This window comes from Caulobacter endophyticus (assembly GCF_029543245.1).
In the GTDB taxonomy this organism is placed as follows: Bacteria; Pseudomonadota; Alphaproteobacteria; order Caulobacterales; family Caulobacteraceae; genus Caulobacter; species Caulobacter endophyticus_A.
On record NZ_JARQWV010000001.1, the window covers coordinates 102,844 to 122,137 of the forward strand.

The following is a 19,294-nucleotide window of genomic DNA, read 5'->3' on the forward strand; positions in this document are numbered from 1 at the left end:
CGCCTACTTGCCCCCGTCGGCGACCGGCAAGGTCTTCACCCGCGTGACGCCCTTGGCGTCCTTGGTCAGCCGGAAGGCGTCCAGCTCGCGCCCCGTCGCGGTGTAGGCGCGATAGGTCACGGCGTCCTGCGAGACATCCAGGGTCTGGAAGGTCTGGGTGCGCGACGCCGAGCGCGTGGCCCAGCTGAGCGGGGCGACCGGATACATCTTGGGCCCGGCGACCGACACGACATAGGTCGAGCCCTTGTCCGAGGTATGACCCGGCCCCGCATTGGTCATCGCCCCAGCCCCGATGGCGCCGCGCGCGTAACCGTGGTCGTGGGCCTGCAGCACCAGGTCGACCTTGTACTTGTCGATCAGGGGCTTGAGGGCGTCGCGCACCCGTTCGTTGTCGCGATCGGGATCGATCGAGAACAGCGGGAAGTGCAGGAACAGCGCCGTCCAGCGGTTGGGGTTGTTCGCCAGCAGGCCGTCCAGCCAGCGCACCATCTCGCCGCGCATGGCCTCGTCGCCGTGGAACAGCGGCGCATCGACCGAGATCAGGCGCAGGCCCTGGTAGTCGACGGTCCAAGCCGTCTCCTTCAGCTTCTCGACGCCCGCGGGACCGGTCTCCGGCAGGGTGTACTGGCGCCGCCATTGCGGGTTCAGCACCGGCCCCCGGCCGTACTCGTGGTTCCCCGGCGTCGGCATCTGCGGGGTCTGGGCGTAGAGGAAGCCGCCGGCGGCGAACCACTCGCCCCACTCGTTGTCGCTGTCGTGGCGATTGATCAGGTCGCCGGCGTGGATGACGAAGGCCGCGTCGCCGGCCTTGCGGAACGCCATCCTCATCGTGCGCGAGGCCTCGCTGAGGATGTTGTTCTGCATGTCGCCCATGTAGAGGAAGGTGAACGGCTTGGCCGTGGCGGCGGCGGTGCGGAACTGCAGCCATTCCGACCAGCGCCGGCCGTCGCCGACCCGATAGACATAGACCGTCTCCGGCTTCAGCCCCTTGAGCACCGCCGAATGATAGGCCGCCTTGAACGCCGGGTCCTCGCGCACGGCGATGGTGGCGTCGTCGGTGAGGGCCGCGACGCGCACGGCCTTCTGGACGAAGTCGGGACCGTCCTCGGCCTGCGCGCACTCCACATGGCCTTCCTGCCCCGGCGCGGTGCGCCAGGTCACGGCCATCTCGTGGGCGGGATCGGCGGTGAGGTTCAGGATGATCCGCTCGGGCTGGACCGTCGGCGCAGCCGCCGGCAGGTCCGAGGCCTGCACCGGCGCGGGTTCGGGACGCAGCGGGCGCTCGGCCTTCTGCGCGAAGGCGGGTCCGCCCAGGGCCGCGAGCGCGGCCCCGAGCATCAGGATCTGACTGGGTTTCATGCCGGCTCCGCTCAGAACACGTAGTTCAGGCCGAACGAGATCGAGCGCCCGTTCTTGATGTAGGCGCGGCTGGAGCTGGTGCTGTCGCCGGCGGTGTACCAGTAGGTGTGGTTGTCGAAGAGGTTCTGGACCTGCATCGAGGCCGTCGCGCCCTTCCACAGCTTGCGCCGCAGGTTCAGGTCCACGAACTCGTAGTCCTGTTCGTACGGGTTGTTGCCGAAGTCCTGGATGCCTTCGAGGAACTCCGACTGGTAGCTGTAGGCGGCGTAGGCTTCCCAGCCCTTGTACTCCCAGAACAGCTGCACGTTAGCCACCCGCTCGGGCGTCTCCATCAGCGGCAGGGTGTAGCCGGCCGGATGCCAGGATATGCCGGTCTCGGCCTCGGACTTCTGCAGAGTCAGGTTCACGCTGGCGCCCAGCTTGGACAGCGGACCCGGCAGCCAGTGGAACACCTGCTGGGCGCTCAGCTCTATGCCGTAGACCTTGGCCCACTTGCCGTTGTTGGGCATCGAGACGGTCACGCCGTCGGGGCTGACATTGGTCCCGGCCGTCCCGTCGCGGATGTTCGACGACGAGGAGCGGTACAGGAAGTTCTTGATGTCCTTGTAGAACAGGCCCAGCGAATAGGCCCCGGTGTCGCCGTTGTAGCGCTCGATCGACAGGTCGTAGTTGACCGCCTTCATCGGCTTCAGGTCCGGATTGCCCTGCTCGATGGCGACCAGCACCCACTGGCTGGTCGGATTGACCTTGCCGTCGCCGTCCGGATCGCTGTCGTAGCCGTACTCGCGGGCCGACGACATGCGGGCGATGTCGGGCCGGGCGAAGCTGGTCCAGATCGCCGCCCGCATCTTGGTGCGATCGTTCAGGCTGTAGTTCAGGTGGATCGACGGCAGGATGTTGGTGAAGTCGCTCTTGTCGGTCGAGTAGCGCCCGCCCTGCACCTCGTCGAGGATGTAGGCGTCGATGGTGTTGTTGGTGCGCTCGACCCGAACGCCGCCGATGACCTGGGCCCGGTCGAAACGGGCGGTGGCCATCAGGTAGCCGGCGAAGATGTCCTCCTTGAAAGTGAAGCTGTCCTCGCCGCTCAGTTCGGCGTTACCCGGATCGGTGGCGAAGCCCTCGAAGAAGGTGCTGTCGCCCGCCATGGCCCGCTGCAGTTCGGCCAGCATGGCCTTGTTGTCGATGACCGTGCCCAGGCGGTAGAGGCCCGAGTACTCGCCGTCGAACAGGCTGGTCACTTCCTTGCCGTAGAAGCGCGAGAAGTCGGCCAGCGTGCCGTCGGCGTCCAGGTCCATGAACTCGCCGCTGTAGGTCGAGCGCTTGGAGCTGTAGACCTTGCCGCCGGTCTTGACCGCTTCCAGCCAGGTCCCGGCCGGACGCCATTCCAGATTGACCTGGCCCTGCCACAGCCGCTCCTGGGCGCCGCCGATCTCACCCGAAAGGCCCGAAAAGTCGTACTGGCTGTTGTCGTGGATCGCCGCCATGCCCGCGTCGTTCAGCACCCATTTGGGAAATCGGCTGTCGCCGAAATTGGTGACCTTGACGCCCTTGTTGCCCAGCCAGCCGTACTTGTCGCTGCGGAACTCCATCTCGTAGCTGTCGTCGATGTTGTCCTCGGACTTGGCGTAGGACAGGTCGTAGTCGGCGGTGAAGTCTTTCCAGCGGCTGACGCCGCCCAGGTTCACCGAGGCCAGCGAGCCGGTCTCGCGCGAACCTTCCCAGAAGCGGCGCAGGCGGAAGCCCTGCGGATCCCAGGTCCCCGAGGCGCCGTCCAGCGAGTAGTACGACTTGGTCGACCGGTCGGCGTCGGTGATCCGGCCGTCGCGGTCGCGGTCGACGATCTGGGCGGTGGTGTAGCTGTAGATCCGGCCCAGCTTTGCGTCCGTGCCGATGATCGAGGCCTCGGGCGAGGCCAGGTTCGTCAGGGACTTGTCGACCTGGGTCAGGCGGGCTGAATTCTTCCCCGTGTCGTTGCGAAAGTTCAGCCGGTTGCTGAACTCGTCCTTGGTGTACTCGTTGAACTGGCCGCGAAGGTGAAAGTCGTGCCGGGCGCCGCGATAGTCGAGGCTGGTGTTGACGCCGCGCCGTTCGACCTCGGTCTCGCCGACGGCCAGGTCCATGCCGCGCATGACGAAGGTCTCGGGATCCCAGCCCAGGGTTTCGCTGTCGGCGTACCAGACCGAGGGCTGGTTATCGCCGTCCACGCCGTTCTGCTCGAACTGCGACTTGCGGCGCGACCAGCTGCCCGTCGCGAACACGCCCCAGTTGCTGTTGAACTGGCGGCCGAACGAACCGGCGATCTCGCCCGACTTCTTGTTGTCGAACTTGTCCAGCATGCCGGCCGACACCGACAGGACGCCGTAGGTCTTGCCGTGGTCGAAGGCCGTCGGCGTACGGATGTCGATCGAACCGCCCAGGGCGTCGCCGTCGCGGTCGGGCGTCAGGCTCTTGATGACGGTGATCGAGTCGATGCCTTCCGGCGGCAGGAAGCTGAGGCGGACGCCGCGATAGAAGTTGTCGTCGCGCGAGCCCGTACCGCCCATGCGCACGCCGTTCATGGTGTAGTTGTTCAGCTCGGTCGACAGGCCGCGGATGGTGATGCGATCGCCCTCGCCCGTCGTGTGGTTGCGCACGGCGTTGACGCCCGGCAGGCGCGACAGCGATTCGGCGACGTTGTTGGCCGGCAGGTCGCCCATGTCGTCGGCGCTGATCACGTCCGAGATGAAATCGGCCTTGCGCTTGGCGTCCAGCGACCGGCGCAGGCCCGCCGCATAGCCCACGACCACGCCGTCGACCTCGACCGCGTCCGGAGTCGCGACCTCGGCCTGGGCCGACTGGCGCTCCAGCATCAGCACGCCGCGCACCTCGCGGGCCTCGATGCCCGACCCGGCGATCATCCGGCGCAGGGCCTCGCGCGCCGTCATTGCCCCCGAGACGGCGTTGGAGGTCCGCCCCCGGGTCAGCGCCGGATCGAAGACGATCGACAGCCCGGTGTCGCGCGACAGGGTCTGCAGCGCCCGGCCCAGGTCCTGGGCGGGGATGGCGACGGTGACCCGCGCCTCGGCGGTCTTGGACGCCTGCACGGCGTGGGCGGGCGCGGCGACCGAGGCCAGCACCGCGACGGCGGCCGCTGTAAGCAGCCCGCTCTTGTGGATACGCATTCGATAAATCCCCTCCGATCGAACTGATCGTTACGGGGTTAGACGGCGGCCGACGGGGTCCTGACACCTGTCATAAAAACTTGTTCCACGACCGGCTAACCGCCTGAAATCTCGAATTGATCCGCCCCCTGACGGGTGAGCTTGAAGCCGTGCAACCGGGCCATCGCGGCCAGGGCGTTCTCCGGATCGTCATAGGCGAAACGGCCGCTGACCAGCACGCGCCCGATCGCCGGGTCGGCCAGCTTCACCTCGACGCCGGTCGCCCGTTCGAGGTCCTCGACCACGCTGCCCAGGGTCGCCTCGTCGAATTCCAGCCAGCCCTTGGCCCAGGACGGCACGTCCGTCTCGAGTTCGGGTCGCGCCAGCGCCGCGCGCCGGACGAGGCCCTTGGCCACGGTCGCCCGCTCGCCGGCGTGCAGGTTCACCGGAGCGCCCTGCCCGGTGACCCTGACGATCCCCTCGAACACCTGGACCTCGACGACCGCGCCATCGGCGCCGTCGCGCTGGTCGACGTTGAAGCGAGTGCCGACGGCGGTCACGCGCACGCCGTCGACCTCCACGGAGAACGGCCGACTCTTGTCGGGCGCCACTTCGAAGAAGCCTTCGCCCTTCAGATGCAGGCGGCGCTCGTGTTCGCCCAACTGGACCCGCACCTGGCTCTGACCGTTCAGCCGGACCGACGAGCCGTCCGCCAGCGCGATCGGCCGCGGAGTCACGCCGCGGGTCCCCTCGATGAGGTCGCCGCGGGTCGCCAGCCCCCCGCCCAACGCGACCAGCACCCCGACGACGCCGGCGAAGGCCGCGCCGGCGATCACCGCGCGCGGAGCGGCCGGAAGGCGTCGCGCCTTGGCACGTGCGTTGGCCATCCGCTGGGTGGCCCAGATCACCGCGGCGTCGTCGATCAGAGCCTCGTGCCGCGCCAGCAGGTCCTCGCGATCCGGGCGGCCTTCCAGCCACTGCTCCAGGCGCGCCTGCATCTTAGGAGACCAGGCCGCATCGCGGCGCGCGTCGGCCCACAGCGCGGCCTCGCGATCGTCCCTGTCGTTCACGGACCTAGTCGACATGGCGGCCCTCCGCCGTGCGGCGCAGCGTCTGGGCGGCGCGGCTGTAATGCTTCTGCACCGCCTCGATCGACAGCTTGAGGTCGCGGGCGATCGCCTCGTACGACTCTTCGCCCGCCCGGCGGCGGATGAAGACCTCCCGCCGCAGGGGCGGCATCGCCTCCAGCGCCCTCTGGCACAGCCTCGATCGCTCGCTCATGTCCAGCGCCTCCAGAGGCGTCGCCCCGCCATGGATGGGAAGGTCGGCGGCTTCCAGCTCGTCGATCTGGACGCCCGCCGCCCGCCTGGCGCGATCGACCAGGATGTTGCGCGCCGCGCGCATGGCGTAGACCAGCGGATCGGTGATCAGGGTGTCGCGAGCCCGGGCCAGGACCCGCATGATGGCCTCCTGGGCCACGTCCTCGGCGTCGACCGCCGTAGCCAACCGGCGACGGACATAGGCCAGCAGGACGCGGTTCTGCGTCGCGAGCGCCTGCCCCACCTCCTGCTCGTTCCCGATCAAACGCTACGCCTCCCTCGACGGAGCGTGGCTATAGGAGCGCCTCGTGACGGATCCGATTAGGTTCGATGTCGGTTTGATGGCGGCGACCGGCGCCGAGATCCGCGCCCGCCAGAAGCGGGTCGTGGAGATGAGCGAACTGGGCTTCTGATCGACGATCAGAGCGGCGGGCCGGGCAGCGTGTCTTCCCGGTCCATCCTCACGCCTAAGCTTTTGACAAAACGGCCGACGCCCGCGACCATCCAATTAATAAGATAAATATCCGCATATTGGGAGGACGGTCATGGCGCTCGCGCTTTCGTATCCGCATGGGCGCCTGTCGGGCGCGCGTGGGATGGCCCGATGAGATCGCGCATGACGGCTGCGTCCATTCGTGCGCGCCTGCTAGGGGCGTCTGCGGTGATGATCGGCGCCTTGGCGGCCCTGCCTGCATCCGCCGGGCAGGACCCGCTCTGGAGCGGATTCGTCACGCCGCCGGCCGACGCCCGCCCGATGATGCGCTGGTGGTGGTTCGGTCCGGCGGTGTCGGAGGCTGAACTGGATCGCGAACTGGCGGCGATGAAGGCCGGCGGGATCGGCGGTGTGGAGGTTCAGCCCGTCTATCCCCTGGCTCCTGACGGCGCGGCCGCCAACACCCCTTATCTTTCCGACAGCTTCCAGGCCGCCCTACGCCATGCGGCGCGGACGGCGCGGACCGAAGGCCTGCGCTTCGACGTCACCCTGGGCAGCGGCTGGCCGTTCGGCGGCCCGCACGTCGCCATCGACCACGCCTCGTCTGACGTCCGCATGCGCAAGCTGGCCGTGCCCGCCGGCGCGACCGAGATCGTGCTGCCCGCCCTCGGCCCCGGCGAGACCTGGCTCGACGTGCGGGTCGGCGAGCCGGGCACGGACGCCGCCGCCTGGCCTCGCCTCCCGGCTTCTGGATCAAGGGTCGGCATCCAGTCCGTCCCCGCGCCACGCGAGGCCCTGGTGTTCATCGCCGGACGGACGGGGCAGCAGGTCAAGCGCGCGGCTATCGGGGCCGAGGGCTATGTGATCGACCACCTGGATCGCGCCGCCGTCGACAATCATCTAGCCAAGGTGGGCGACCGGCTGATGGAGGCCTTCGACGGCCTGCCCCCGCCCGACGCGGTTTTCTCCGACAGCCTCGAGGCCTACGGCGCCAGTTGGACCGGCGACTTCGCGGCCGAGTTCCGCAAGCGGCGCGGCTACGACCTGCTGGATCATCTGCCGGCCCTGTTCCTCGAGACCGACGGCTACGCGGAGATCCGCTACGACTGGGCGCGCACCCTGTCGGAGTTGGTGGACGAGCGTTACCTCGCGCCCGTAGACGCCTGGGCCAAGCGACGCGGGACGCGCTTCCGCGGCCAGATCTACGGCTTCCCCGCGCCTACCCTGTCGAGCAACGCCCTGGTCGCCCTGCCCGAGGGCGAGGGCGACAACTGGCGCGGCTTCACGTCAACGCGCTGGGCGACCTCGGCGGCGCATCTCTACGCCCGGCCGGTGGTCTCGTCCGAGGTCTGGACCTGGCTGCATTCGCCGTCCTGGGCGGCCACGCCCCTCGACATGAAGATGGAGGCCGACCGCCACTTCCTGCAGGGGGTGAACCAGCTGGTCGGGCACGGCTGGCCCTACAGCCCGCCTGAGGCCGGCGCGCCGGGCCAGGCGTTCTACGCCGCCGCCGCGCTGAGCGACCGCAATCCGTGGTACGGCGCCATGCCGGAGGTCAGCCGCTACCTGCAGCGCGCCTCGCACCTGCTGCGCCAGGGCCAGCCCGGCGACCGGGTCGCCATCTACCTGCCGATCGAAGACGCCTTCGCGGCCATGACGCCGGCCAGGACCTCGGCCAACGAGGCCATGCCGCATCGACTGCCCGAGGGCCTGGTCGCCCGCGTGCTGGACGCCGGTTACGGCTTCGACTTCATCGACGCCGAGGCGGTCAAGGCCGGCAGGCTGAAGCACCGCGTCCTGGTGCTGCCGCCGATGACCCGGATCGACGCCAAGGCCTATGCGGCGATCTCGGCCTGGATCGCCAGGGGCGGCCGCGTGGTGGCCCTAGGCCATCTGCCGGCCACGGCTGGCGGGCGGCTCGACCACGGCGAGCGCAAGACGGCCGCCGCCCTGGCCAGGCGGCTTGCAAGCAACCGTTCGGTGTCGATCGTGGCGGAGAATGACGTCGGCACGGCGCTGCACAAGGTCCTGCCGCCTGACCTGAGCCTGGCTGCGCCGACGCCGGAGCTCGGCTTCGTCCGTCGGAGCGTGGACGGGCGCGATCTCTATTTCCTGGTCAATACGGGCAACCGCCCGATCAAGGTTGAGGCGCGCTTCGAGACCGCCCATGCGCGCGGCGAGTGGTGGGATCCGATGACCGCTCGCCGGGGCCCGGCGGGCAACCGTGATCACATCCTGGTCGATCTGGCCCCGTATGAAAGCCGGTTCCTGGTTTTCGCCCCGGATGCGACGGGAGCCATCCCAGCCCCCTCCCTAACCTCGACGAGGCGGGCGCTGGGCGATGGCTGGAGCCTGGCGATCGACGGCCACGCGCCGCGCCCGCTCGCGACGCTGTCGTCGTGGACCGACGAGCCGGCGCTCGCTCACTTCTCCGGGGTCGGGGTCTATCGACGCGGATTACGGCTGGAGCCGCAGGAAAGCGGCCGCTGCCTCACCCTCGACTTCGGCGCAGGTGTGCAGACGACGCCCCCCAAGGGCGCACGACCGCAGGCGGCGCTGGCCGCACCGGTGCGAGAGGCGGCCGTGGTCAGCGTCAACGGGGCCCGGATCGGCGCCGTCTGGGCTCCGCCCTACCGGATCGACCTTGGCCGGTCGCTGAAGCCCGGCGACAACCTGATCGAGGTGGCGGTCGGCAACACCAATCTGAACCTGCTGGCCGGCCGCGCGCCCGCAGACTTCAAGCTGCTCAACGCGCGCTACGGAGAACGCTTCAAGATGCAGGACCAGGATCGCATCGCGGTCCAGCCGTCCGGCCTGCTCGCAGCGCCGACGCTGGAGGAACGCGCGTGCGACTGACCCCTGGCCCCGCTAGCCGCGGGCCTTGAGCAGGTCCAGGCGGACCTGCTGCATTCTTGCCATGGTCAGCCTCACGGCCCCGCTGATCACGGCGATCAACAGGCAAGCCGCCGCTGGACCCAGCCCGAAGACCACGGCGATGCCGTGCATCGCGTGCTGGGTCTGGACGGCGTTGGCCACGTAGCCGTACCAGCCCAGCAGCCAGGCCGCCAAGGCGCCGCCGACCGCTACGCCCATCTTCAGAGCGAACAGGATGGTCGAGAAGTTCAAGCCCGTGATCCGGCGGCCGGTCTTCCAGTGACCGTAGTCGACGCTGTCGGACATCAGGGCCCAGAGCACCGGCACCGCCGCCTGGTTCAGCAGCATCACCAGCACGAAGACCCCCGCGCTGACGGCGACGCCGGCGCCGCCTGTGAAGAACAGCGCCACCTGGGCCGCCGCCTGCAGCACCATCAGCACGCCGAAGGCCCGCACCCGGTCAAGCCAGGCTCCCGACAGCTTGGCCAGGACATAGCCTCCGGCCACCGCAGCCGTCGCCGGCGCCATCAGGTCGACCGGAATCAGGCCCGCGACGCCCAGGACGGCCAGCAGCCCGCCGTGGGCGACCGCCATCAGCAGCAGTTCCCTGGGCTTCGGCGCGCCGTGCAGATTGCCCGCGAACAGACTTCCGATCACGCCGCCCAGGGTGCCCAGGGTAAGGTATGCGGTCGACAGATCGGGCTCGCGCAGCACGTAGCGCACGAAGTACAGCGCCGCTGTCCCGCGCATGACCACGGCGATCAGCAGCACGAAGTTGACCATCGCAAGCACCCGCCATTGGTCGTTGGCCCAAAGCGCCTTCAGGTCGCCGGCCAGCGAGCCGCCTTGCGCAGCCGCAACGGGTCTGGCTTGCTCCCGCGTCGTGGCGAAACAGGCCAGCAGCATGACCACGGCCAGCACCGCGAAGACGACCATGGTCCAGAGATAGCCCTTGGCGCGATCGCCGTGACCGAACAGCTCGATCAGCGGCAGGGTCGCGCCCGAGACGATCATATTGCCGACCATGGCCAGGGCGAAGCGCCAGGATTGCAGCGAGGTGCGCTCGGCCGGATCGTCGGTCATGGCTGCAGCCATGGCGCCATAGGGGATGTTCACCCCCGTGTAGAAGATCATCAGCACCGTATAGGCGACGAAGCAGTAGATCGCCGTGCCGGGCTCGCCCAGGTTCGGCGTGGCGAAGGTCAGCACCGCCGAGGCGCCGAACGGCAGGGCCAGCCAGACCAGCCAGGGCCGGAACTGACCCCAGCGGCTGCGCGTGCGATCGGCCACCGCGCCCATCACCGGATCCAGCACGGCGTCGAACACCCGCACGACCAGGAACAGGGTCCCGACCAGGGCCGGCGCCAGGCCCACGACGTCGGTGTAGTAGAAGGCGATGAAGTTGACGATCGTCTGGAAGACGAGATTGCTGGCCGCGTCGCCCAGGCCGTAGCCCAGCTTCTCGACCAGCGACAACCGGCCGCTCCCGGCGGCGCCTGCCTGGCTCATCGTCCCTCCCCGTCCGGCGCTCTCGGCCGGTTTCATTCGCTATGGCCGATCCAAGCGGCCCGGCTCAAGTCTCGTCGAAGGTCTGGTAGTCAAAGCCCGCGAAATCGGCGGGCGCCCGGCGGCCGGTCAGGTCCTGGGCGCACATGCCCACGAAGGCGCCGGTGAAGTTGGCCCCCTCGCCCTTGCCGGCCTCGTCCGACAGAACCGAGGTGTCGAGCTCGGGCCCGATGCGATGCCAGGGACCGTCCTCCAGCGCCCAGCTGAAGACCAGGCGCTCGTGATCGACCTCGACCTTCAGGCGGACGGGCTGGTGCCGCGGCAGCGGGACCCGCGCGCCCTCCAGCGGGAAGGTGTTGGTCAGCGACAGGTCGCCGGCGCAGGACATCAGGCCCAGGTGCTTGCCCGCCACCTCGTCCCACGAGACGTAGAGATAGTGGTGCTTGTGACCGTTGTAGTAGGCGACCAGGCCCGCCATCTGCTGGAAGCTGTCGGGCTCGAACGCCAGGCTTGTTTCAGCGACGTAGACGAACTCGGTCTGGCGGCGCGCCACCAGGGCCTGGCTGAACAGGCCGCCGAGAGCCTCACGCCCCCGCAGCCGCAGAAAGCCTGGGCGCTCGGTCAGCGAAAACACCTCGTCGGGGTCAGGCGTGCGCAGCCATTGGAAGTCCGGATCCAGCGGCCGGTCCGCCAAGAAGGCGTAGGCCTTTCGCTCGCCCCGGGCCTTGGGCGCCCTCGCCTCTCCCCCGACCGCGCGCAGCCAGCCGTCGTCGCTCCAGGCGCAGCGGGTGAGCGCGCTCTCGCGGCCCATGGGACTGCGGCGCAGTCCAGGGATCGGACGGCTGCACAGGTGCATGACCACGGGCGATCCGTCCGGCGCGGTCGTCAGGCTGCCGTGACCCAGGCGTTGCAGCGCCGCGTCGGCGTCCAGGCGCGCCGAGATCATCGGACCGCGCGGGTCGACCGCGTAGGGGCCACCGATCTCGTGCGAGCGCGCCATGGTGACGGCGTGATCGTAGCCGGTGCCGCCCTCGGCGACCATCAGGTGATACCAGCCGTCGCGGCGGTAGAGGTGCGGACCTTCGGTCAGGCCCAGGGCGCTGCCGGCGAAGATGTTGCGGATGGGACCGACAAGATTCTCCGCGGCGGGATCGTATTCCTGGAGCAGCACGCCGCCGAACGAAGTGCGGTCGGGCCGGTGGTCCCAGACCATGTTGAGCAGCCACTTGCGGCCGTCCTCGTCGTGGAACAGCGAGGGGTCGAAGCCGCTGCTGTTCAGATAGACGCGCGGGCTCCAGTCGCCGTCGACCGTCTCGCAGGTGGTGACGTAGTTGTGGGTGTCCTTGAACACCCCGTCGAACCGCGTGACGACGGTGTAGACCAGCCAGAACCTGCCGTCGGCGTAGGACAGGCACGGCGCCCACACCCCGCAGCTGTCGGGAACGCCGCGCATATCGAGAAGATCGGGCCGGTTCAGCGGCCGAGCGACCAGGCGCCAGGACTTCAGGTCGCGCGAGTGGAAGATCTGCACGCCCGGGAACCACTCGAAGGTCGAGGTGGCGGTGTAGTAGTCGTCGCCGACCCGCACGATGCTGGGGTCGGGATTGAAGCCGCGCAGGGCCAGTTCGCTGGTCATGGCGAATGCGGTGCTTTCGGAAAATCTGGAAAAAAGAGGCGGCCGCGACGCGCGCGGCCGCCTTGGGAAGGCCGCCGGCCCGCGACAGGCCGGCGGTAGGAAGGTCGATCAGAAATAGACGCCGGCCCGGACGCCGTAGAAGGCGGGCGCGTTGAAGGCGTAGCCGGTGACGAAGTCGTTGCCGTTGCGGCGATTGAACGTCGCGTAGGTCTCGCCGGTCACGTTCGTGCCGTAGGCCTCGGCGTACCATTTCTTGTCGCCGGGGGCGTAGCGCAGCGACAGGTCGACCGTGGCGTAGGCCTTCTGCTTGTCGCCGTTGTTGCAGACCTGGCCGCCGCCGGCCGCGATCGAGGCGTAGCAGTCGACGTTCCACAGCGAGAGGAAGTAGCTGCTGGAATAGTTCACCTGGGCCCAGGGCGTGATCGTCGCCCCCGAGGCCAGGTGGAAGTCGTGGCTGTAGGACAGGTTGGCTGTGAGCTTCGGGGCGAACGGCAGCTTGTTGCCCTTCAACGCCGTGATCGGCGCGCAGCCGGCCTGGCGATCGCCGCAGGCCAGGGCGTCGGTCAGGATGAACGGCAGACGGCTGGTGTCGATGTCCTCGACCTCGTTGGCCAGCATGGTGGTGACGAAGCCGCTGAAGCGGTCGTTGGGCGTGGGGGCCCAGCTGAACTCCACCTCGATCCCGCCGATCCCGGCCGAGGCCAGGTTGATCGGCACCAGCTCGGTCATGTTCTGCATGGCCGGGGTGTCGAACAGCGGCTGGGCGCAGCTGGCGATCTGCTGCTGGGTCGGGTTGTTGCGCAGGGTGACCGGATCGAACACCGTCTGGCTGAAGATCGGCACGCCGCCCAGGCCCGGCACGAAGCTCTCCACGAAGCCGTCGCCGTCGAAATCGCCGAAGGTGTAGGGGCAGAACTGGTCGCCGAAGTCGACCAGGATGGCCTCCTGCTTGTCCTTGTAGTCCATGTAGAAGGCGCTCGCGGCCACCTGGGCCGGGCCGCCGCCCAGCTCGAAGCGCTGCTTCCAGCCGACCTCGTAGCTGGTCAGCTTCTCCGGATCGAGCACCGGCGTGTAGACCTGATACGAACGGGCCTGGAAGTAGGTGTCCTGGAAGGTGCCCGACTTGTAGCCCGTGGCGACGGTTCCATAGAGGTAGGTCTTGTCGTTCGGCTCGTACGACAGCGTCAGGCTGTAGTCGGTGTTGGACCATTCGTGGTCGTTGAAGAACAGGCGGTCGAACGGCGCGGCGGTGACGCCGTTGATCGCCGCGATCTGGGCGCCGGCCGTGCCAGGGGCGGCCGGGAAGCCGGTGATGCGCGAGATGCCCTGGTAGGTGGTGTTCCTGCCCGAGCGGTAGTCGGCGTCTGAGATGCCGTTGGCGACCAGATAGTACGGCACGCCGAAACGGGCCTGGGCGCCGTCGCCGGGGAAGGCGTCGTAGCGGCTGCCGCCGTGGTCGGTCTTGCGGTCCTTGGAGTTGCGCACCCCCAGCTTGAGCTTCAGCTGGTCGGTGACGTCCCAGTCCACCGTGCCGTAGAAGGCCTCGGACTTGGCCACGCGGCTGGGCTGCCAGAAGTCGATCAGGCCGTCGGCCACCAGCGGCAGGTCGATCCACAGGTTCCGCTCGGTGTCTTCCTTGAAGTTGAAGTAGCCGAGCACCCACTGCACGGGGCTGTCGTAGGTGGAGGTCAGCTGCAGTTCGTGGCTGCGCGAGATGGTGTGGAACGGACGGTCCCAGAAGTACTGCTGGTCGGTGCCCGGCGCGGTCGATGGCCGGTAGCGCGAGACGCCCGAGTCCAGGTCGATGACCATCTCGTGCTCATAGTCCGTATGGCCGTAGGTGTACTTGGCCTCGACGGCGCCGGCGAACTCGTACTTCACCTCGCCTCTCAGGGACTCGATGGTCATGTCGGTGAGATTGGGCGTCGACAGCCAGGCCTCGTACTCGTGGCCGCGCACGGTCAGCGGGGCGGCCGGCGACTTGGACTGGTAGTTCTCGTATGTCAGCAGGATCGAGCCTTGCTCGACCGGCTTGAACAGGGCCGACAGGCGCACGGCCTTGTGGTCGACGCTGCCCGCGCCCTTCGACTTCGAGGCCGGATCGCCCAGGTTCAGATAGGGGTTCTGGGCCGGCGTGGCGCCGTTGCGGGTGTCCAGGTGCAGGTCGTAATAGGTGTCGCGCTTCTGAGCGAAGGCGGTGGCGCGCAGGGCGATCTTGTCGCCCACGGGGATGTTGATCGCGCCGCGGATCATGCGGTCGTCATAGTTGCCGTACTGGCCCTCGACCTTGCCGCTGAACTCCTCGAGCTTGGGGCGCGAGACGATGACGTTGATGGCCCCGACGGTCGAGTTGCGGCCAAACAGCGTGCCTTGCGGGCCGCGCAGCACCTCCACCCGGTCGACGTCGAACAGCAGGTTCCAGGCCGCCTGCGGGCGCGACATGTAGACCCCGTCGACATGGAAGCCGACGTTGGGATCGCCCTGCTCGGTGAAGTTTGAGTTGCCGATGCCGCGCATGCTCATCTGCAGCGCGCCCATGCCCAGGGTCGACTGGTCCTGGACCTTTAGGTTGGGCACCAGCTTGTCGAGCTGCAGGGCGCTGGTGATGCCCTGCTTCTCCAGGGTGGCGGCGGTGACGGCGGTGATGGCCACCGGCGTCGTCATCAGCTGGGTCTCGCGCTTGGTGGCCGTGACCACGACCTCTTCCAGGGCAGCTTCGGGCTCCGCCGCCTGCCGAGCGTAAGCGCCAGCGGCGCTGAAGGTGGCCAGGGCCGAGACGCCCATCATCAAGGCGCGCCGAGCGCGCCGGTCGAACCGGATCATGTTTCCTCCCGCGCAGAGCCTTGGCGGCCCCGCTCCCCTTCGTGCGCTCTGAACGGCGCGTTGCGTTAGCGCTAACATTCATGCGGCTGCGTTAGCGCTAACGCAAGTGGTTTCTTCGACGGGATGGACGAAATTTTCGGGTAGCAGGTTTCAAGGCGCCGCGGCGGACTCGCGCACGACCAGCGAGAACTCGGCGCTGACGCTGGCGGGCGGCGGCGAGCCCCCGGCCCGTCGGGCGCGCACATGCCCCAGCAACAGCTCGATGGCCGCGCGGGCCATGTCGCCGATCGGCTGGCGGATCGTGGTCAACTCGGGCCAGCTGGTGGTGGCCAGCAGGCTGTCGTCGAAACCGACCACCGACACGTCGCCGGGCACGTCCAGCCCCCGGCGATGAGCGATCGACATCACGGCCGAGGCCATGTCGTCATTGGCCGCGAAGATCGCCGTCGGACGCTCGTCCGCGTCGAGCAGGCCGATCGCCGCGCCGATGCCCGAGCGGTAGGAGTAGTCGCCCTCGGCCACGGCGTGCGGCGACAGGCCGGCGTCGGACAAGGCGTCACGGAAACCGGCGAGGCGCCGCTGGGCGGCCAGTTGCCCCGCATCGCCGGTGACGAAGGCGATCCGGCGGTGCCCCAGAGCCAGCAGGTGCTCGGTCATGGTGCGGGCGGCGGCGTAGTCGTCGAGCCGGACGGCCAGCACGCCCTTGTCCTGCCGAGCGGTGGCCACGGCCACCACCGGCTTGCCGGCCTTGGCCAGCAGGTCCAACGCGCGGTCGGAATCGCACAGCGGCGGCGGCAGCACCACGCCGTCGACCCCCTCCTCCGCCAGTCTGGCCACAGCGGCGTCGATCGCCTCGGGGCTGTCGCAACGGTGCAGCAGCAGATGGTCGCCGGTGCGGCTGATCTCGTCCATGACGCCGATCAGGAACTCGCTGAGATAGGCGCCGCTGGGGTTGGTGTAGAGCAGCCCGATCCGCGTCACCGCGGCCGAGGCCAGGCCCCGGGCCGCGGGGCTGGGCGCATAGTTCATCTCGCGGATGATCTCGCCGATCCGAGCCCGCGTCTCTTCACTGACGCGCCCCTCGCCGTTGATGACGCGCGAGACGGTCATGATCGACACGCCCGCGCGGGCGGCAACGTCGGCGATGGTCACGCCCTGCAGGCGACGACGCTGCGGTTTTTCCGGCGCACGGCTCATATCCCGCCATCGCGGGGAAATCGCATGAGCGCAAGCGCCAAGTGCACGCGCTACTGACCGCCGCCGGCCCGATGGCCACCCCGGAAGGGATGCTTTGTGAAGTATTCATAAAGTTTCGGCGCGCCCCGGCCATGGCTGCGTCCCTTGAGATCAGGGGCATATCCCAGCCTCTGTTCAGGGCCTGTGGTCGATGAAAACGCTATCGTTCAAAACCAAGCTTCTCGCGTCCTCGGTGGCGCTCATCTCCTTGCTGGGCGCAGGCCAGGCCTTGGCCGAGGACGCGCCTGCCTCCTCCACGGCCGACGCTGCGGAAGTGGCCACGGTGACCGTAGTCGCCACCCGCAACGACGCCATGCGCACCCAGATGGCCAGCGACAACGCCGTCAGCGTGATGTCGGCCGACGACCTGGAGCACACCGCCGTGCACAACGTCGCCGAGGCCCTGGCCCTGCTGCCCGGCATCAGCGTCCAGAACACCGGCAACTCGTTCTTCGGCGGCGTCGACGGCGCCTCGCGCGGCGAAGGCATGTTCGTGGGCGTGCGCGGCATGAATTCGGAATTCACCCTGGCGCTGATCAACGGCGTCAACGTGGCCCAGGGCATGCCCTATTCGCGCCAGGTGCAGCTGTCGCTGCTGCCGCCCTCGGGCCTGAAGACCATCGTGGTCAACAAGAACTCGACCGCCGACATGGACGGCGACGCCATCGGCGGCACCATCGACTTCATCACGCCCTCGGCCTTCAGCTTCCGCGACGGCTACGCCTCGCTGTCGGTCGCCGGCCGCGTCGAGAGCCGCGCCCGCGACTATGACGAGGACGGCCTGGGCGGCGGGGTCAGCGGCGAATTCGCCAAGCGCTTCGGCTCCAGCGATCAGTTCGGCGTCTATGTCAGCGCCTTCTACGACAAGCGCACCTTCGCCAACTCGATGGTAGCAGCCCTGATGAACGCCCAGAACGACGGCGGCTGGGCCTATCTGCATTCGGCCACCAACTCGGCGGAGGGAACGAACCCGGCCGGCATGGACAAGGAGGCCAACCTGGCCCTGACCGGCCTGAACGTCGGCGTCTCCACCGGCTACACCAAGCGCTACGGCGGCAACTTCTCGCTCGACTGGCGTCCGGACGACAGCCTGGACGTCTATCTGCGCGGCTCCTACGCCGTGGCCGAGACCCAGCAGAACTCGACCCTGAACCAGTTCGTGCAGAACCGCGCGCGGGTCTTCAACGCCGCCACCGGCCTCTACGACCTGAACCTGACCAACTCGTCGGTGCGGATGTGGTACACGACCAATCCCGAAGACGCCGACCTCAGCACCGTGACCCTGGGCGGCGTGAAGCGCCTGGGCGCCTGGACCCTGTCGCCGTCGGTGTTCTACTCGTACGGCGGCAACGACCGGCCCGACCACATCGAGGCCTCGGTGCGCAACAACCAGTCGGACAACTACAACACCGGCTCGGTGCTGCCCTACAGCGGCCTGTTCATCGGCTACGACAAGAACGGCTATCCCATGCCGCTCCTGACCCAGGCCCAGCGCGACCTGATCAACAATTCGGGCAGCGCCCTGCTGGCGCGCCGGGCCGGCCAGCTGACCGAGCAGTTCTCCAACCAGCAGAAGGTCGGCGGCCGTTTCGACGCCCAGTATGACCTGGCCGACGGCGCCCTCTCCTACGTCAAGGCCGGCGCCAAGTTCGTCACCAGCCATCGCCGCGTCAGCAGCCACGACTGGACCAACGACCACTTCGCCAACATCGTGGGCCGTCCGGGCGTGACGTGGAACGACCTGGGCCTGGTCTCAGGCTACTTCGACTCCGTCTATCCGGGGCTCTACGACATCCGCGCGCCGAAGGTGAACCACGACCGGCTGCTCGAACTGTTCCGCCAGAACTTCAACGCCAGCGCCGCGGCCGCCGACCTCTGCTACCGCAACTGCAACACGCTGAAGGGCGACGAGAGCGTCTCGGCCGCCTACGTGACCGGCAAGTGGGACCTGGGGGCCTTCGAGGTCATTCCGGGCCTGCGCTTCGAGCACACCGAGATCGAGAACACCTACTGGAACAACGACGACAAGGCCAAGCGCTTCGAGTCCAACTCGACCAAGTACGACGAGTGGCTGCCCAGCCTGTTCGTCAACTACCGCCCGACTGACGAGGCGGTCTATCGCGCCTCGATCACCCGGTCCTACATGCGCCCGGCGCTCGTACAGCTGGGCGGGGCCGAGACGACCTCGCGGGGTGACAACTCGATCACCGTCACGCGCGGCAATCCCGACCTGAAGACGCTGAAGTCGTGGAACTTCGACGCCTCGGCCGAATGGCGCAGCAGCATCGGCGGCTACGCGATGGTCGGCGCCTACTACAAGCGCCTGTCGGACTACATGTACGACAACGGCTCGACCACGGTGAACGGCGGCGAGGCCGCGGGCGGCACCCAGTACAACGGCGAGACCTTCGACCGCGTGACCATCGTCTCGCCGACAAATGGCGGCGGCGGCTATGTCCGGGGCCTGGAGATCCAGCTCTATCAGAAGTTCGACATGCTGCCGGGCTGGCTGTCGGGCTTCGGCGCCGGCGCCAACTACACCCGCCAGTGGACCGAAGTGGACATCGGCGACGGCGAGAAGAAGCGGATGCAGAACGCGCCGGACGAGCTGGCCAACGTCAAGCTGAACTATGCCTGGCGCAATTTCACGATCGACCTGAACTGGAACTATGCCGGCGAGACGGTCATGGCCTACAACCGCGTGGCCGGCCTCGACTACTGGACCCGTCCGACCCGGCGCACCGACCTGCATGCCGGCTATGACTTCGGCAACGGCGTCAGCGTCGACCTTTCGGTCTCGAACCTGTTCAAGAACTACAGCTACTGGTCCCACGTGGGTAAGGACAGCCTGGCCATCTCGGACGTGGTCAACTCGGGGCGCACGAGCCTGCTGACGCTGAAGTACGCCTTCTAAGCGTCGGCAAAGGCCCGGGTCGCCCTCCCCTTGCGACCCGGGCTGTTTGCTTCG

General features: G+C 68.3%; 10 protein-coding genes. 2 read left to right on the forward strand and 8 right to left on the reverse strand.

What is annotated here, in order from left to right; translation table 11 throughout:
* Positions 1 to 3: 3 nt before the first annotated feature.
* The 4 genes from P7A99_RS00470 to P7A99_RS00485 all read right to left on the reverse strand — a co-directional run bounded on the left by P7A99_RS00470 (position 4) and on the right by P7A99_RS00485 (position 6,083).
* A complete protein-coding gene (locus tag P7A99_RS00470; protein ID WP_277791992.1) occupies positions 4 to 1,359 on the reverse strand; it encodes a purple acid phosphatase family protein in 1,356 nt (451 codons plus the stop codon).
* 11 nt (positions 1,360 to 1,370) lie between these two features.
* Positions 1,371 to 4,520 (reverse strand): TonB-dependent receptor, encoded by a 3,150-nt coding sequence (locus P7A99_RS00475; protein ID WP_277791993.1) that lies wholly within the window; start codon positions 4,518 to 4,520, stop codon positions 1,371 to 1,373.
* A gap of 95 nt (positions 4,521 to 4,615) precedes the next feature.
* Entirely contained in the window at positions 4,616 to 5,584 is a 969-nt protein-coding gene (locus tag P7A99_RS00480; protein WP_277791994.1) for a FecR family protein, read from the reverse strand.
* Positions 5,574 to 6,083, reverse strand: coding sequence for an RNA polymerase sigma factor (locus P7A99_RS00485; protein WP_277791995.1), 510 nt, complete (start codon positions 6,081 to 6,083; stop codon positions 5,574 to 5,576). Before P7A99_RS00485 ends, P7A99_RS00480 begins: the two co-directional genes overlap by 11 nt.
* 351 nt (positions 6,084 to 6,434) lie before the next feature.
* Here P7A99_RS00485 and P7A99_RS00490 point away from each other — a divergent pair, with 351 nt between their 5' ends.
* Positions 6,435 to 9,107 carry a glycosyl hydrolase gene (locus tag P7A99_RS00490; protein ID WP_277791996.1) on the forward strand — a complete coding sequence of 891 codons (2,673 nt, stop codon included), beginning with the start codon at positions 6,435 to 6,437 and terminating at the stop codon, positions 9,105 to 9,107.
* Positions 9,108 to 9,119: 12 nt separating this feature from the next.
* On the opposite strand, the gene P7A99_RS00495 is transcribed toward P7A99_RS00490, so the two are convergent.
* The 4 genes from P7A99_RS00495 to P7A99_RS00510 form a co-directional block, all read right to left on the reverse strand.
* Positions 9,120 to 10,634 (reverse strand): glycoside-pentoside-hexuronide (GPH):cation symporter, encoded by a 1,515-nt coding sequence (locus P7A99_RS00495; protein WP_277791997.1) that lies wholly within the window; start codon positions 10,632 to 10,634, stop codon positions 9,120 to 9,122.
* A gap of 64 nt (positions 10,635 to 10,698) precedes the next feature.
* A complete protein-coding gene (locus tag P7A99_RS00500) occupies positions 10,699 to 12,267 on the reverse strand; it encodes a glycoside hydrolase family 43 protein (RefSeq protein WP_277791998.1) in 1,569 nt (522 codons plus the stop codon).
* Positions 12,268 to 12,375: 108 nt separating this feature from the next.
* A complete protein-coding gene (locus P7A99_RS00505; protein WP_277791999.1) occupies positions 12,376 to 15,090 on the reverse strand; it encodes a TonB-dependent receptor in 2,715 nt (904 codons plus the stop codon).
* A gap of 150 nt (positions 15,091 to 15,240) precedes the next feature.
* Positions 15,241 to 16,287: a LacI family DNA-binding transcriptional regulator gene (locus P7A99_RS00510; RefSeq protein WP_277792000.1), complete on the reverse strand. Its 1,047-nt coding sequence runs from the start codon at positions 16,285 to 16,287 to the stop codon at positions 15,241 to 15,243.
* Between the two features lie 232 nt (positions 16,288 to 16,519).
* Between P7A99_RS00510 and P7A99_RS00515 the strand changes: the two genes are divergently transcribed.
* Positions 16,520 to 19,240 (forward strand): TonB-dependent receptor, encoded by a 2,721-nt coding sequence (locus tag P7A99_RS00515; protein WP_277792001.1) that lies wholly within the window; start codon positions 16,520 to 16,522, stop codon positions 19,238 to 19,240.
* The last annotated feature ends 54 nt before the right edge of the window (positions 19,241 to 19,294 follow it).